The organism is uncultured Acinetobacter sp. (assembly GCF_947624825.1).
Taxonomy (GTDB): domain Bacteria; phylum Pseudomonadota; class Gammaproteobacteria; order Pseudomonadales; family Moraxellaceae; genus Acinetobacter.
Genome location: NZ_CANQLZ010000009.1, coordinates 24,737 through 41,029, shown reverse-complemented (window position 1 = coordinate 41,029; position 16,293 = coordinate 24,737). Strand labels below are relative to the sequence as shown.

The 16,293-nt window shown below is 42.3% G+C and carries 15 protein-coding genes; 7 read left to right on the top strand and 8 right to left on the bottom strand.

Annotation, left to right across the window (positions count from 1 at the left end; genetic code table 11):
* Window positions 1-63 precede the first annotated feature (63 nt).
* The 4 genes from rpmE to Q0017_RS03620 all read right to left on the bottom strand — a co-directional run bounded on the left by rpmE (window position 64) and on the right by Q0017_RS03620 (window position 4,173).
* Entirely contained in the window at window positions 64-291 is a 228-nt protein-coding gene (gene rpmE, locus Q0017_RS03635; protein ID WP_298142816.1) for a 50S ribosomal protein L31, read from the bottom strand.
* Window positions 292-485: 194 nt separating this feature from the next.
* The gene (locus Q0017_RS03630) at window positions 486-1,457 is read right to left on the bottom strand and encodes a bile acid:sodium symporter family protein (protein WP_298142814.1); all 972 of its coding nucleotides are present in this window, start codon (window positions 1,455-1,457) and stop codon (window positions 486-488) included.
* 80 nt (window positions 1,458-1,537) lie between these two features.
* A complete protein-coding gene (gloA, locus tag Q0017_RS03625) occupies window positions 1,538-1,939 on the bottom strand; it encodes a lactoylglutathione lyase (RefSeq protein WP_298142864.1) in 402 nt (133 codons plus the stop codon).
* An 80-nt stretch (window positions 1,940-2,019) separates the two neighbouring features.
* Complete coding sequence (locus tag Q0017_RS03620; RefSeq protein WP_298142811.1) at window positions 2,020-4,173, bottom strand: MFS transporter; 2,154 nt, start codon at window positions 4,171-4,173, stop codon at window positions 2,020-2,022.
* A gap of 185 nt (window positions 4,174-4,358) precedes the next feature.
* On the opposite strand from Q0017_RS03620, the gene Q0017_RS03615 reads away from it, so the two are divergent.
* Window positions 4,359-6,950: a Lon protease family protein gene (locus Q0017_RS03615; protein WP_298142809.1), complete on the top strand. Its 2,592-nt coding sequence runs from the start codon at window positions 4,359-4,361 to the stop codon at window positions 6,948-6,950.
* A 47-nt stretch (window positions 6,951-6,997) separates the two neighbouring features.
* Here the strand turns inward: Q0017_RS03615 and grxD are convergent, their stop codons facing one another.
* A complete protein-coding gene (gene grxD, locus Q0017_RS03610; RefSeq protein ID WP_297424426.1) occupies window positions 6,998-7,339 on the bottom strand; it encodes a Grx4 family monothiol glutaredoxin in 342 nt (113 codons plus the stop codon).
* 195 nt (window positions 7,340-7,534) lie between these two features.
* Here grxD and Q0017_RS03605 point away from each other — a divergent pair, with 195 nt between their 5' ends.
* Window positions 7,535-8,746: an aspartate aminotransferase family protein gene (locus tag Q0017_RS03605; protein ID WP_298142807.1), complete on the top strand. Its 1,212-nt coding sequence runs from the start codon at window positions 7,535-7,537 to the stop codon at window positions 8,744-8,746.
* A 58-nt stretch (window positions 8,747-8,804) separates the two neighbouring features.
* On the opposite strand, the gene Q0017_RS03600 is transcribed toward Q0017_RS03605, so the two are convergent.
* The 3 genes from Q0017_RS03600 to surE form a co-directional block, all read right to left on the bottom strand.
* Complete coding sequence (locus tag Q0017_RS03600; protein ID WP_298142804.1) at window positions 8,805-9,734, bottom strand: LysR family transcriptional regulator; 930 nt, start codon at window positions 9,732-9,734, stop codon at window positions 8,805-8,807.
* Between the two features lie 99 nt (window positions 9,735-9,833).
* Window positions 9,834-10,664, bottom strand: a complete 831-nt coding sequence (locus tag Q0017_RS03595; protein ID WP_298142801.1) for a peptidoglycan DD-metalloendopeptidase family protein — start codon at window positions 10,662-10,664, stop codon at window positions 9,834-9,836.
* Between the two features lie 104 nt (window positions 10,665-10,768).
* The gene (gene surE / locus Q0017_RS03590) at window positions 10,769-11,548 is read right to left on the bottom strand and encodes a 5'/3'-nucleotidase SurE (protein ID WP_298142798.1); all 780 of its coding nucleotides are present in this window, start codon (window positions 11,546-11,548) and stop codon (window positions 10,769-10,771) included.
* 327 nt (window positions 11,549-11,875) lie between these two features.
* On the opposite strand from surE, the gene dacC reads away from it, so the two are divergent.
* The 5 genes from dacC to hflD all read left to right on the top strand — a co-directional run bounded on the left by dacC (window position 11,876) and on the right by hflD (window position 16,278).
* On the top strand, window positions 11,876-13,024 hold the full coding sequence (gene dacC / locus Q0017_RS03585) for a D-alanyl-D-alanine carboxypeptidase PBP5/6 (RefSeq protein ID WP_298142795.1): 1,149 nt from the start codon (window positions 11,876-11,878) through the stop codon (window positions 13,022-13,024).
* Window positions 13,025-13,100: 76 nt separating this feature from the next.
* Entirely contained in the window at window positions 13,101-13,640 is a 540-nt protein-coding gene (locus Q0017_RS03580) for a gamma carbonic anhydrase family protein (RefSeq protein ID WP_298142792.1), read from the top strand.
* 266 nt (window positions 13,641-13,906) lie between these two features.
* Window positions 13,907-14,392, top strand: coding sequence for an NUDIX hydrolase (locus Q0017_RS03575; RefSeq protein WP_298142791.1), 486 nt, complete (start codon window positions 13,907-13,909; stop codon window positions 14,390-14,392).
* A gap of 4 nt (window positions 14,393-14,396) precedes the next feature.
* Window positions 14,397-15,530 carry a tRNA 2-thiouridine(34) synthase MnmA gene (mnmA, locus tag Q0017_RS03570; protein WP_298142788.1) on the top strand — a complete coding sequence of 378 codons (1,134 nt, stop codon included), beginning with the start codon at window positions 14,397-14,399 and terminating at the stop codon, window positions 15,528-15,530.
* Between the two features lie 10 nt (window positions 15,531-15,540).
* Window positions 15,541-16,278 carry a high frequency lysogenization protein HflD gene (gene hflD / locus Q0017_RS03565; RefSeq protein ID WP_298142786.1) on the top strand — a complete coding sequence of 246 codons (738 nt, stop codon included), beginning with the start codon at window positions 15,541-15,543 and terminating at the stop codon, window positions 16,276-16,278.
* Window positions 16,279-16,293: the final 15 nt, after the last annotated feature.

Genomic DNA, 16,293 nt, shown 5'->3' with positions numbered 1-16,293 from the left:
GGGCATTGCCCGCATTTTTTTGCATAAAAAAACGAGCCAATGGCTCGTTTTTTTCGCTTTGGATTAACCACGTTTGATTGAACGTGACATACCAGCAAAACGTTGTTTGAACTTGTCGATACGACCGCCAGTGTCCACGTTCTTTTGTTTACCAGTGTAGAACGGGTGGCAAGCTGAACATACGTCAAGGTAAATCGTTTCTTTTGCAAGAGCAGAACGAGTTTCGATTACGTTACCACATGAACAAGTTGCAACGATGTTTTCGTATTTTGGGTGAATATCGGCGCGCATGGTCGATTACTCCATAAAGTGTAAGAAGGTTTTGCTGTCATCGCAATTGATCACTCTCAAAACTGAGGAATGGCTAAAACATTAGCAGATCAACACCATAACAGACCATTCTTTTGGCCCACCGAGACGGATACCGTCAGAGCTAAGCACAACAAGCTGCGCGTATTATACGCTCATCACTTATAAAAAGCGAATTATTCTGTGTCGGCTTGTTTGCTCCAGTAATTGGCAATTACCCCACAGACCATCAACTGAATTTGATGGAAAATCATAATAGGGAGCACAATCATCCCCAAGGGCTGACCAATAAATAAAATTTGTGCCATAGGTACACCACTGGCTAAAGTCTTTTTTGAACCACAAAAGAAAATCGTACGTTGATCGGCATGATTAAAACCAAGCCATTTGGGCAGCCACAGTGCCAAAAGCATCACAATGGTTAACAACACAGAACACAGCACAATCAAAACACACAAACTCCCGAGTCCCACTTGCTGCCACAGCCCTGCCACCACGGCGCTGCTAAATGCAGCATAAACCACCATTAAAATCGAGCCTTGATCAAAAACCCTGACCAACTTAGGGCGTTTTTGCATATAGGGAAATACCCAAGGACGCAGGATTTGCCCCAAGATAAACGGCACCAACAACAATAAAGTAATCTGCACAATCGATTGGGTGGGATCAAAATTGTGTTGGGTTTGCCCTAAAATAAATACGCTGACCAAAATTGGAGTAATAAACATACCCATTAAATTAGAAAACGAAGCACTGCATACCGCGCCTGCTACATTGCCTTTGGCCACTGAGGTAAAAGCAATCGAGGATTGTACGGTGGACGGTAAAAAGCATAAGAATAAAAACCCCCAATATAGCTCTTGCCCCAACAGTGGCAGCAACACAGGTTTGGCCAATAACCCTAACACTGGAAATAAGATAAAGGTAAAAGCAAATACTAAACCGTGTAACTTCCAATGTAACATGCCACTTTTGACTGCTTCACGCGATAATTTGGCACCATGTAAGAAAAATAAAATGGCAATCGCGACTGTAGTGAAATGACCAAACCATACTGCTGCTTGCCCTGACACTGGTATAAAGCTAGCCAAAAGCACCATCACAAACAATAAAATGGTAAAGCGATCAAGCGCCAAGAGTTTAAGCATACATCATCCTTGAATATTCCATAAAAAAGCCCAATACAAAAAATTGGGCTTTGTTTGATCTATAATTTTAGTGGCAACACTTAGTTGTTGCGCGCGTTGTCATCTTGCTGAATCAACTCAATTTTATAACCATCTGGATCTTCAACAAAGGCAATGACTGTCACACCACCTTTCATAGGGCCGGCTTCACGCACCACATTGCCACCACGGGCTTTAATCTCTGCACAAGCTTTATAGGCATCATCTACTGCAATAGCAATATGACCATACGCATTACCCAATTCATAACTTGGTGTATCCCAATTATGCGTTAATTCAAGCACAGTATGATTTTCTTCATCGCCATAGCCAACAAAAGCCAAGGTAAAACGACCCTCTTCGTAATCACGTTGACGAAGTAAAGTCATACCAAGCACCTCAGTATAAAACGCCAATGAACGCTCTAAATTGCCTACGCGCAACATGGTATGTAACATACGCATCATGTTTTTCCTTTTGATTAATTTGCTCAAGCTACTATAGGCAGTTCACACGCAAAATTCAATTTGAACGCCCGAGTGCTTTAATTGCTTTGTTGATGTTTGGCCAATAAGCGTGCGACCCAAATCACTAAAAATAAAATGGGAATCCCAATTAACGTGGTCATTAAAAAGAAATTTGGATAACCAATATTGGTCACAATGGTGCCTGAGTAACCCCCTAAAATTTTAGGGGTTAAGGTCATCAGTGAGCTAAAAATGGCATATTGCACCGCTGTAAATGACACACTGGTTAAACTTGATAAAAAGGCAATAAATGCAGCCCCTGCAAGGCCTGAAGCTAAATTATCCACAATAATGGCAAAATACAGCCAACCATCACTATAGGGTTTAATCACCTTACCGCTAATTTCAACTTGCTCTTGCTGATCAAGATTCACTGGGTGAATGGGCTGAATATCAATATCTAAATCTTGTGGCAAAGTTAACTGTTGATTGACTTTATAAGCATGTGTGCTTTGCTGAAGTACTTGAGCTTGATCGAGCAATAATGCAGTTAAACGTGGCTGCTGTGCCGTTATTAATTTTTGCGCAGGAATGGCAGCACTAAATACACCATGACTTTCTAACTTGGCCGGAAATTGCTGTTGATCTAAGGCAAATACCAACTGCTGATTCTGTGTTAATGCCTGACCTGTATATTGTCCACGTACCACAATGGTGGCGTCTTGCTCGTGCAGGGTTAAAGTATTGTCACTGGTGATGGGTAAAATCTGTAATTGAGGATGCTGCTGGTCTTGTACTAGATATGGCATGGACAACGTAACAGGCGCTTGTGTGGCTGTTGCTGGATTGGCATAACCCACTGTGACATCAATATGTTGTGCAGCTTTTAAATCTTGCACATCAACTGGTACGCTCCAATAGCCGACTTCATCTGGATTGACTAAGTAGTTTTGCCCAGCGACATCTAATTGCACAGCACTTAAAGGCTGACCTGATTTGACCAAACCAATAAAAATTAAGTTGGTTGAAGAGGCTAAAATTGCCCCGACAAACATCAATTTCATAATATTAAAGCGCTGTGCCAACAAGCCCCCTAAGAAGCCACCGACTAAGCTAAAAATCACCCCATAGATTTTAACTGCTTCGGCAATTTGTTCTTTGCTAAAGTTTAAATCTTGGTAAAACACATTGGAAATTACCCCCGCGATAATGTCAGAAATACGGTAAAAACCAATGAGCAGTAACAAGACTAAGGCGAGTTTTAACCCATAACGTTTAAAGAAATCGGCAATCGGATGGACCCATGTGGCATAGGCCATATCACGATTGACCGCACCACATTTAACTAAACTTGAACCCACCAATAAAGCTACAGCTGTTGCTGTTAAAAAGCGTAAACTTTCTAAGCTAAACAATACAAACGTGTCTTTTATCTGTGATTGCTGTTTTATTAGCTCGACCAAATTACCTGAATAGATATAACTTAGAACAAAACTCGCCACTGCCACAAAAAACACCATGACCAAACGATAATAGTCACGGCGTTGGTAGTTTTTATTGACGCGTGCCACGTTGGGCTCACGTATCACCAAAGTAGTGGCAATCCCCACTAACATCACGCCTGCCATGGCTAAATAGGTGATTTTCCACGCATCATAAATATAATTGCCTTTGGCCGTACCCAATGATGCTGCTAAAAAGAGCGCGCCTGCACCTGCGATAATCATGCCAATCCGGTAACCGGCATTATAAGTAGATGCCAACACGGTTTGCATTTGGGTTTCGGCCAACTCAATCCGATAAGCGTCAATGACAATATCTTGGGTGGCCGCTGCAAAGCCAAGCAATACCGCACCAATCGCCATTTGATAGACTTGGCTTTGACCTAAAGCAGGGTCTGAAAATGCCATGATGGCAATAGCGCAAATAATTAAAACTTGTGCAACCAACAACCATGCACGGCGACGCCCTAATTTTTGCGTTAAATATGGCAGTGGCAGTTCATCAATTAAAGGTGCCCACACAAATTTAAATGAGTAGCCTAAAGCCGCCCAACTAAAGAACGTCACTGCACTTTTACTGATGCCTGCTTCGCCTAGCCAAAGCGATAAGCTTGAGAAAATCAACAGGATTGGAATACCTGCTGAAAAACCCAAAAACAACATGATCAGCGCACGTCGATCCCAAAATGCGGCAAATGCTGATTTCCATCCAGTCGATTGTGTGGTCATTGCTTATTATTTTCTGCAAAATGAATAGCGCTATTCAACCGCTTAACGGCGAGGCTTTCAACTGTATTTGAGCATCCTGTGCAATATTTTCATCAATCCAATGTAGTTTTGCTTGAATTTATAGGGCTAACCCATATACCTTAAGGCTTCCTTTTACTTTTATTTATTGTTTTGGATTCTATACAGTGACCGAAAAACTTGAGCAAAATAACGCCACAAGCCAACCACAATTACAACCCTCGCCTAAAGGATTCGTCTCTGCTTTCGATCAACAGGATATTCAAAACACCTTAAGTGGCACCCGTCTACGCTCAAGTGAGCTGACGCATATTCCCAATTACACCAAAATTCCAGCATCAACCAAACGCATTAAACCGCTGAATAATTTTTTAGGTCAAGATCGTGCCCGTGCTTCGGTAGAAGCAGGAATTGCTTTGCCGTATTCTGGCTACAATATTTTTGCGGTAGGTACAGCAGGTTTAGGTAAACGCACCATGGTCAAGCGTTTACTTGAGCAACATGCCAAAGATATGCCAACACCAAGTGATTGGGTGTATGTCAATAATTTTAAACAAGCTCGCCAACCAATTGCACTTGAGCTGCCTGCTGGTCAAGGGGTGAAGTTCCAAGCACAATTGCACCAAAGTTGGCAAACCATTTTAAAACAACTACAACGTCGCTTTAGCACCGAAAGCTATGAACAACGCCTTGACCTGATTCGTCAACAAACCGGTTTAGAACAGCAACAAGCCTTAATTGAATTGACCAAAGAAGGCACCGAGCTGGATTTAAAACTGGTAACTCGCGATGAAGCGCATTGTTTTGTACCGGTGAAATATCATGAGCAAAAACTCATTGAGTTGACCCAACAAGACTTGGCGCAACTGAGCATTGATCGGCAGCAAGAAATTGCCGCCAACATGCGTTATATGGACAAAAAACTCGATCGCTTAGGTTTACATTTGGGTGATTTAGAGGATGATGCACGCGATCAAGTCCAAGTGCTCAATCGTGATATTGCCAAGCAAGTGGTAATGCCACGTATGACCGCGCTTGCCAATAAATTTAAAGAGGTTAAAGGTTTAAAAGACTACTTAACTGATTATGGCGATGACATTATTCAGCACGTAGAGCTGATTTTAGATCAAGAAGAAGATGATTTCAGCCCAAGTCATTTTAGCCGTGTCCCTGCGCGTTACCATGCCAATGTGGTAATTAGCAACAAAGCCAATGCTGGTGCACCGGTGGTGTTTGAAGATTTTCCAACGCACTACAATTTATTGGGTCATGTAGAACAACTGACACGCCACGGCAGCATTACCACCGACTTTACCTTAATTCGCCCCGGTGCCCTGCATCGTGCCAACGGTGGCTTCTTAATGCTAGAAGCCGAGCAATTGCTTGAACAGCCGTATGCATGGCAAGGGCTTAAACGTGCGTTAAAATCAGGGCAACTCAAACTTTCATCGCTTGAGCATATGCTGACCTTAACCGGCAGTATTTCGATTGAACCGGCCGCGATTCCACTCAATATTAAAGTGGTGTTGTTGGCTGAGCCTGAAATTTATTATCAAATTTTAGAAGTTGAGCCTGAGCTTGGCAGCGTGTTTAAAATCCGTGCCGATTTTACCGACACCTTGCAACGCAATGAAAGCAACGAACAAGCCTATATGCAGCTGATTGCCGATTATGTACAAAGCGATAAATTGCTGCCTTTTGATCGCTCTGCCCTTGCCGCGTTGCTGACTGACTCAAGCCGTCAAGCAGAAGATCAAAGCTCGTTGTCATTGCATGCTTTAACCTTAGGTGATTTGATTCGTGAAGCGCATCATCATGCGGAAAAATCCGCTGATAAAATGGTGACTGAGCAGCATATTAATATGGCCTTACAACACCGTCAGTATCGCTTAGGCTATTTACGTGAGTTGTATTGGGAAGATTTAACCCGTGGTACACAACTGATTGAAACCAAAGGTCATCGTTTAGGGCAAATCAATGCCTTGTCGGTGATTCATTATGCAGATGTGGAATTTGGTTTACCTTCGCGTTTAACCGCATCGGTGTATCAAGGTGGCGGCGATATTTTAGATATTGAGCGCAGTGTGGAATTGGGCGGCTCCTTACATGCCAAAGGCGTGTTATTGATGTCGTCTTTCTTAAAAGCCCACTTTGGTCGTGAACAGATCTTACACTTTTCAGCTGCCCTTGCCTTTGAACAAAGTTATGGTCAAGTTGATGGCGATAGCGCCACCGTTGCTGAACTGTCTGCTCTGATCTCAGCCATCAGTCAAATTCCAATTGATCAGTCATGGGCCATTACTGGCTCTATGAACCAATTGGGGCAAGTTCAACCGATTGGTGGTGTAAATGCCAAAATTGAAGGCTTCTTTGATGCGTGTAAATTACAAGGTTTAACGGGCAAACAAGGTGTGATTATCCCACGTCAAAACATGCAACATCTAATGCTGCGTAAAGACGTGATTGAAGCGGTGAATTTAGGTCAATTCCATATTCATGCCATTGATAATATTGCCCAAGCCTTAGAAATTTTAATGGCGCGTCCTGTGGGACAACTCAATAAAAAAGGTCGTTACACTAAAGGCTCTATTTTTGCAGCAGTGATGAATCAGTTGGAATATTGGCAAGCCTTAGAAGATGGTGCAGCTTTTGAGGAAGAACCGAAGAAAAAGAAAAAAAAGAACAAGAAAAAGGCTAAAGATAAAAAAGCCAAAAATGCGGTTGAAGATGCAATTGAGCATGTCACAGAAACCCCATAAATAAAAAAAGCGCCTTCGGGCGCTTTTTTTATCACTCAACACAAAGCTTAAGCTTCAGGCGCTGGGCTGTACTGTTCAACTAAAGGTTGTAATTCACCTTTTTGGAACATATCAAGAATAATATCGCTACCGCCGATCAACTCGCCATTGATCCACAATTGTGGAAAAGTCGGCCAATTTGCAATTTGCGGTAAAGTTGCACGAATGTCTTGGTTTTCTAAAATGTTTACATAAGCAAACGGACGGCCAATTTGACTGAGAGCTTCAACCGCGCGCGCAGAGAAACCACACTGTGGAAATTGTGGTGTGCCTTTCATGTAAAGTAATACTGCATGTTTAGCAATTTGATCGCGAATTAACGCTTCAGTATCGCGTACTTGTTCAGTCATTGATAAATCCTCAACTAATCTGTGCTGCATTATACCCAAAACCGTATAAAACAGTATGACAAAAGCAATATTTCTATTTTTATTTCCAATTATACTTTCAATATGAAACACTTTTTGCTTATATAGACTCTGTATTTTACGCCTTTTTGGCACAGTACAGACTTATTTTTTTTATTCCTCAGATAAGAGTTCGTCATGAATAATCTCACCGTTGCGCCCGTACAAACTGATCAACCCTCGCATTTGATGCCGGTCTTTGGCCGCCAAAAGATCAGCTTTGTGCGAGGACAAGGTGCATATTTATATACAGAAGATGGTACAGAATATCTTGATGCTTTAACGGGTATTGCTGTGTGTGGTTTAGGTCATGCACACCCTGCGGTGAGTGCGGCGATTGCTGAACAAGCAGCCACTTTAATTCACACCAGTAACTTATTTGAAGTGCCTTGGCAGATTGCAGCAGCACAAAAATTAGCTGAAGTTGCTGGAATGGAAGAAGTGTTCTTCTCTAACAGTGGGGCTGAATCAAATGAAGGCGCGATTAAAATTGCACGTAAATTTGGTCATATGCAAGGCATCAATAATCCAAAAATTATTGTAGCCGATCATTCATTCCATGGTCGTACCATGGCAACCTTGTCAGCTACAGGCAATAAAAAAGTACAAGAAGGCTTTGGCCCGCTTGTTGAAGGCTTTATCCGTGTACCGTTTGGTGACATCGAAGCAATTGAAGAAGCTGCTATCAATCATCCGGATATTGTGGCAATTTTAGTTGAACCGATTCAAGGCGAAGGTGGTGTCAACACAGCACCGCAAGGCTTTAGCTATTTAGAAGATATCCGTCATCTCTGTAACCAACACAATTGGTTAATGATGCTTGATGAAGTGCAAACCGGTAATGGTCGTACAGGTCAATTCTTTGCTTATCAACACACCAACATTGTGCCAGACGTGCTCACCACAGCTAAAGGCTTAGGCAATGGTTTCCCAATTGGTGCTGTCATGACTCAAGGTCGTGGCGTGGGTGTACTTACAGCAGGTAACCATGGTTCAACTTATAGCGGTAGTGCCTTAGGTTCACGCGTGGTGTATACGGTGATTGATACCCTGCAAAAAGAAAACTTAGTTGAAAATGCAGCACAACAAGGCGCCTATATTGTCAATCAATTACGTGAACAACTTGCCGATCACAGCGTGACTGTACGCGGTTTTGGTTTAATGATTGGCATTGAATTACCAAAAGCTTGCGCTGAATTGGTCGATGTTGCACGTGATGAATATCATATGATCATTAATGTGACTGCGGGTAATGTGGTGCGTTTATTACCAACATTAAACATTACCCAAGCCCAAGCGGATCAACTGATTGAACGCTTAGTAAGCATGATTAAAAAATTCTTGGCTTAAAACACCCACATAAAAAAAGCCGCAATATGCGGCTTTTTTTAGGATAAAACTTTATTTTTTAACTGGCTTCTTGGTAAACACGCCCTGCTGCCATTTGGCAAAAGTATTGTTTTAAGGCATCTAAACAACGATCCACTTTCATTGGAGATTGTTCATGCTTTAAGGTGACCGCATACAGATTTAAAGGCGGTAGTTTCCACTCGGGTAATACCTCTACCAATGCGCCACTCATTAAATCTTTTTGTACATCTAAATAAAAGACTCGAGCAATACCATGACCATGTAAGCATAAAGCACGCGCTACGGCAGCACTGTTGCTACTTAAACGATTATGCATGCTCAAATTAAGCTGCTCTGCTTTGGTCACATGGGTAAAATTCAGTTCGTGCTGATTTTTAAGTGTATTGACCAACAATAAATCATGTTGCTTTAAATCTTCTGGACGAGATACCGGATTATTTTGATTTAAATAGCTCGGCGACGCCACCAAAATTTGTTCTGCGCGTAATAATGGTTGTACACAAAATTGCGTATCATCTATTTCTGTAGCAACACGCAAGGCAATATCAATGCGACTATCAATTAAATCAACATTGTCATTATCAGTTTCAAAATGTACCGCCAAACCACGATGTGCCTGCATCCAATGCGATAATGCCGGTACAGCATGTTGTGCTGCAAGTTCTGGTGTGGCTGAAATACGTAATTCACCAATTAAGTCATCACGCAATTCATTAATGCGGACTTTACCGCGCTCTGCAGCAGCAAGCATCTCTTGGCAGCTATAAAAAAAGGCTTGTCCGGCCTCAGTCAAACTCAATTTACGTGTTGAACGATGCAGTAGAGTTACTTCCATCTCGTGTTCAAGCGAACGAATTTGCTGGCTCACCGCACTGGTCGTGATTCCAAGTTCACGCGCAGCACCGCTAAATGAGCTTTTTTCAACCACACAAGCAAATACTCCCATTGCTCGAAGTTGATCTAACATAAATTTCCCTCTGAACTTATGAGTGCTTTTAACAAAAGAAATTGATAAAAGCAACTCGTTGTATTATACGGTGAAATTTATGCTTTGTATTCGTTAAATTTAATCAATTCGTATAACACTATTTGGATTCACTGGTTTTCCATCTAAACGTACTTGAAATTCAAGCATGGTTTGATTGGTCCCACTATTGCCCATCTCAGCAATTTTTTGCCCTGCTGTAACCTGCTGGCCGCTACTCACCAATAACTTATTGTTATGTGCATAGGCAGTAATATAACCATCTACATGTTTAATCAACACCAATTGACCGTATTCTTTTAAACCATCAGCCGCATAAATGACTTGACCTTGTGCCGCAGCCAATACTGGATCACCAATCTTGCCTCCAAAACGTATACCCTTAACGTCTTTGGCTACATCAAAGCCTTGTAATACAGTGCCTTGGCTTGGACGTACCCAACGCAAGTTTTGTTGGGTGGTCGCTGTAGCCACTGGTGTTTTTGGCGTGACCACTGTAGGCGTGGTTGGGGCTTTAGGTGTTTGGGTCACAGTGGTAGTGGTGCTTGGTAGCGCAATACTTTGACGTTGAATAGGCGCAGTTTGTGTGATTGGCTGTGTACTGATGCTGCGCTTAGCACCGGTATTTTTTAAGCGCAATGACTGACCCACAAAAATTCGGTACGGCGCGGCAATGTCATTCATATCAGCAATGCTTTGATAATTGAGACCATAGCGTGCTGCAATCCCACTTAAAGTATCGCCTGAGCGTACCGTATAAAAGTCAGGGGCTACAGCATAACGCGCACTATTGTTGACTTGTGGTTTTGACGCACATCCCGTCACACCTACGACTGCAAGCAATGCTGCAGATAAAAAAACCGATTTAAACACCGTATTTGGCGTGTTTTGCACCATATGTAGGATGGACATCAATCAAACTCTCCACAAAGTAAATTCAGTTAGAATAAAGCAGACTAACAAAAATAAAAGCTGTAAATCTTCAGTTCTTTGTTTTTATCACAAAGTTATAACATTCACGCTAAATCTGCGCAAAATTGCTGATATAAGTCAGGTAGAACTGCATAATTGGTCGCATCCATTTGAATTGGTGTGATGCTGACATAACCTTGTTGCACCGCTGCAAAATCTGAACCAATTTCACCTAAACCCATTTTGGCCTCAGTCACTGCCTCACCGGATAAACCAATCCAAAATACTTGACGCCCGCGTGGATCGACTTGACTGGTGATCGGTTTAGATAAATGTTTACGTCCTTGATAGGTAATTTTATGTCCTTTAAGCTTCGCCACATCTGGAATATTAATATTTAAAATATGGCGCGCTGGTAGCTCAGGCATGCCTTTGGCAATAAAATCATGCACCCAATTTGCAGCCACTTGATAATCTTGTGGACTTAAATAACCACGTACATTGGCGCCTGCTAAAGATACTGCAATGGCCGGTTGTTTCATTAAACGCCCTTCAAAAGCTGCACCCACCGTGCCTGAATACAACACATCATCGCCTAAGTTGGCACCACTATTAATCCCACTGACCACCAAATCAAATTCAAAATCAAATAAGCCATTCATCGATAAATAGACACAATCAGCGGGCGTTCCATTAATTGCCCATACATCAGGGGAAATTTCAACAGGACGTAAAGGACGATCTAAGGTCAGCGCCGATGAATAGCCACTACGTTCTGCTTCAGGTGCCACTACCACCACTCGTCCTAAAGGTCGTAATGCCTGTGCTAGGGCTTGAATGCCGGGTGCAAATACTCCGTCATCATTGGCAATTAAAATATTCATATTCTGATCCTTTATACTCAAATACTGTTTGGCTTATTCTAAAGCGCATTGCCTTTTTCTCAATCTAAAATGCTGGCACAATGTTTAATCTTTGGTTATTTTTATCATGCTATAGCCTGATTTTTGAGTAGCTTAGTCATCTAGGTATCAATTAAAAATTCAATTATTGCATTTTAGGATCAGGCATCTACGCCCATTTTAAGGCAATCTCACAAAATGCGAACAATATGTTGAGTCTGACTGGCTTTGCCCCATAGCAGTTGTGTGTCGTTTGTCCTAGAATGCTAGGCTCATTGTGCTCACCTCATGATATTGGAACCCTCTAGAATGACCCGTAAAAGTGCCCTTGCTGCATTCTTGCTCTTGCCTAGTTTTTCATATGCAGCAACTGTGTTATCAGCACCACCAGGACTCAATAACAAATCTTATGTTTTGATGGACTATGAAACAGGTCAAATCCTTGCTTCAAAAAACGAAAATGAAAAATTAGCACCCGCATCAATGACCAAAATGATGACCAGCTTCATCATCGAACAAAAACTATTGAAAGGTGAACTCACCGAAGACGAAAAAGTTCGTATGAATGAGTCGGCATGGTGCCGTGGCAGCAGTACTGAATCATGTATGTATGTGCCTTTAGATGGCACGGCGACGGTACTTGAAATGCTGCGCGGTATTATTGTGCAATCAGGCAATGATGCCTCTAAAGCTATGGCTGAACATATTGCTGGCAATGAAGGCACCTTCGTACATATGATGAACGAAGAAGCCAAGCGTATAGGCATGAGCAATACTCAGTTTATGAACTCGACGGGTATGCCAGCTGAAGGGCATTTTTCAACTGCCAAAGATATGGCGACATTGGCCCAGCATATCATTCATGACAGTTCAAAATATTATCCAATTTATTCTGAAAAAGAATTCACCTTTAATGGCATCAAGCAAGGCAACCGTAATGCCCTGTTGTATACCGACCCAAGTGTCGATGGTTTAAAAACAGGTCACACCGAAGAAGCAGGTTACTGCTTAACCACATCTTCTAAACGTGGTCCAATGCGCCTTATTTCGGTGATCTTTGGTGCACCCAACATCCAACAACGTGCCACACAAACCCGTGATTTGTTGGCGTGGGGCTATGCCAATTTTGAAACTGTAAAAGTACAACCTGCCAATCAAGTTTTAGCCAAAGCCAAAGTATGGTACGGCCAAACCAATGACGTAGAGATTGGCTTAGCCGAAAACTTTAGTGTCACTTTACCCAAAGGTCAGGCCAACGCCATTAAAACCCAATTGGTGGTGCAACCTAAACTCACCGCACCTTTAACGCAAGGTCAAGTGGTTGGTAAATATGTGGCATCTTTAGATGGCAAAGTGATTGCTGAAAAACCACTGGTTGCGCTTAAACCAGTTGAAGAAGCCGGCTTCTTTGCACGTATGCTTGATCACATTAAACAATTTTTTAGTAACTTGTTTTAATTAAAACACGCTACATTAAGCATGCTCTTGAGCATGCTTTTTTTTATCTTCACAAACGACTTTAAGGAAAAAATCGATGGCTGCTTCTGTTCGTCCCTATTTAAATGTTTATCCACAAGTGGCACCCAATTGCTATCTTGACCCGATGTCTGTGGTCATTGGTGATGTGCATTTAGCCGATCATGTTTCGGTTTGGCCATTTGCCTGTATCCGTGGCGATGTCAATCATATTCGAATTGGCAAAAATTCCAATGTACAAGACCATGCCATGCTGCATGTGAGTCATAAAACTGCCACCAAACCACAAGGCTCACCTTTAATTATTGGTGAAGATGTCACCATTGGACATCATGTGACTTTACATGGCTGCACCATTGGCAATCGTGTCTTGGTAGGCATTAATACAGTGGTACTAGACGATGTGGTGATTGAAGATGATGTGATGATTGGGGCAGGATCTTTAGTGCCACCGGGTAAGCGCTTAGAAAGTGGTTATTTATATATGGGCAGTCCGGTCAAAAAAGTACGTGAGCTCACTGAAAAAGAACGCGCATTTTTACCTTATTCTGCACAAAATTATGTCAAAGTGTCACGCGATTATTTACAGCAAAATTAAGCGACTGTTGCTGAGTGCTCAAGTACTCAGCTTAACTTGTTATGAAAATGCTAAAATTCACCTCAAAACTATGCTGAGCTTTTGGCTAACTGCTCAAAATAATGGGCTTTTAAAGCATATCATTGCGATTAAACTAAATGTTAACAGCAACTTATTTTGACCTATTTTCATCAAAAATCAGCCATCTAAGCAACAAATCAGAGCTGAGCATAGCCAACTTCATAGAAATTGCGTAGAATATGCGTTTTATTCCATGGTGCTTTGCGATGACTGCTTGGACTGCGCATGTGACTGTTGCCACCGTTATTGAACAAGACGGTAAATTTTTGTTTGTTGAAGAACAGACCGAAGGCGTTGTGCATAGCGTATTTAACCAACCCGCAGGCCACGTTGAAGCAGGCGAAACGATTATAGACGCTGCAATCCGTGAAACCATGGAAGAAACCGGTTACCGTATCGAGATTGAATCGTTACTTGGCATTTATACCTATACCCCACCTTTGTTTCCTGATCGTACTTATTATCGCTTTTGTTTTATTGGCAAAGTACTTGAGCAAATTCCAGATGCTCAACTCGATACAGGTATTTTAGGTGCTGTTTGGATGAGCTTAGATGAACTGTTAGAGACTGCACGCGCGCGTAGTCCTTTGGTCATTAAAGCAATTCAAGATGCCAAAGCCGGCAAGCGTTATCCTTTATCGCTCATTGATGAGCACCAAAACTCTCCCTTAATTTCAAATTTGGATGCCTAATCCTATGCAACAACGTGTCATCGTCGGTATGTCTGGTGGTGTAGACTCATCTGTGTCTGCTGCCCTTCTACTTCAACAAGGTTATCAAGTTGAAGGCTTGTTCATGAAGAACTGGGAAGAAGATGACGGCACGGAATATTGCACAGCGATGGACGATTTGGCCGATGCCCAAGCCGTATGCGATAAAATTGGCATCAAATTACACACTGCCAATTTTGCCATGGAATATTGGGATCGTGTCTTTGAGCATTTCTTAGCGGAATATGCCGCAGGTCGTACCCCAAACCCAGATATTTTATGTAATAAAGAAATTAAATTCCGTGCCTTCTTAGATCATGCGGTGAACTTAGGTGCAGACTTTATTGCCACAGGTCATTATTGCCGTCGTGGTGAAACCCAAACCAATTCACGCGGTGAAGAATATGCACCGCTGTTACGTGGTGTCGATAACAATAAAGACCAAACCTATTTCTTACATGCGGTACATGGTCGGGAAATTAACAAGACGTTGTTCCCTGTAGGTGAAATTGAAAAACCACAAGTGCGCAAAATTGCCGAAGAACTCGATTTAATCACTGCTAAGAAAAAAGACTCAACCGGTATTTGCTTTATTGGTGAACGCCGTTTTAACGATTTCTTACAGCAATATTTACCGGCACAACCGGGTAAAATTGTCTTAGAAGACGGCACCGAAATTGGTGAACATCACGGCCTCATGTACTACACCTTAGGTCAACGTGGTGGTATTGGCATTGGCGGCTTAAAAGGTGCAGCAGAAGGCGCATGGTTTGTTTTATATAAAGACATTCCGGGCAATCGTTTGGTGGTGGGTCAAGGACATGAGCATCCTCTGATGCAAAGCAGCATGCTTTGGAGCCAAAGCATTGATTGGGTGGCAGGCGAACAAGATATTCCGACCACAGGATTCCGCTGCACCGCCAAAACACGCTACCGTCAGCCAGATCAAGCCTGTACTGTATTTAAAGATGAAAATTCTGAACATGGTGTACGGGTTGAGTTTGATGAACCCCAACGCGCAGTCACACCCGGACAAAGTGTGGTGTTTTATTTAGGTGAAGTGTGTTTAGGTGGTGGTGTCATTCACCATACCAATGCACCAACACCAGCATTTATCTAAAGGATTCAACATGACTGGCTTGCCTTTTCAGCAGTCGACCATAGCATTAACGCCACGGCAAAACCGTGCCTTGGCGTTAGCCGGTGTCTTTCAAGCCACCCAACTCACCCATATGACCGCTTTAGGTGGTCGACAGGGTATGGGAGACAGTGGTCAGTTCTATTTTGAACAGCTGATTAAAGCCAGTCTCAATATTCGCCCCACCCATAATAGCCAACAAACCTTAGATTTTTTTCATCAATTGTCCGATCTGTCCTTAGGCTTAAAATCCTTTGAAAACTGTTTAAACCAACCATTTAATACTGCACCAAAATCTAGACTGCCAAAATTAGCCAACACCAAATTACCCATGAGCTATGCTATGGCTTTATTGCATTTAGAAAAGAAAGTCTATCAAAACCCCGAATTTGTTAAAATTATTGAGCAATCTCAGCAAAAAATATTAAAACAGCTGTCTTTTTTCGATCACAACTATTCCCACCCCAGTATTATCGCTAATCTTGCCCAAACCTATGTAGAGACTGCCGGATCAATCAATCCGCGCATTATGGTGCGTGGCAATGCCGAAGCATTTAAAGATGTAGCACATACCAATCGGATTCGTGCCTCTTTATTTACTGGCTTACAAATGGCGCATTTATGGCGCCAAGTGGGCGGAAGTTCATGGAATCTTATTTTTTTAGGCAAGCGCAAGCTTGTACGCGATATTCAAGACCTTGCTCGCCTGCAATATCAGACAGCAACTTGATGTTTTTAGATTTTT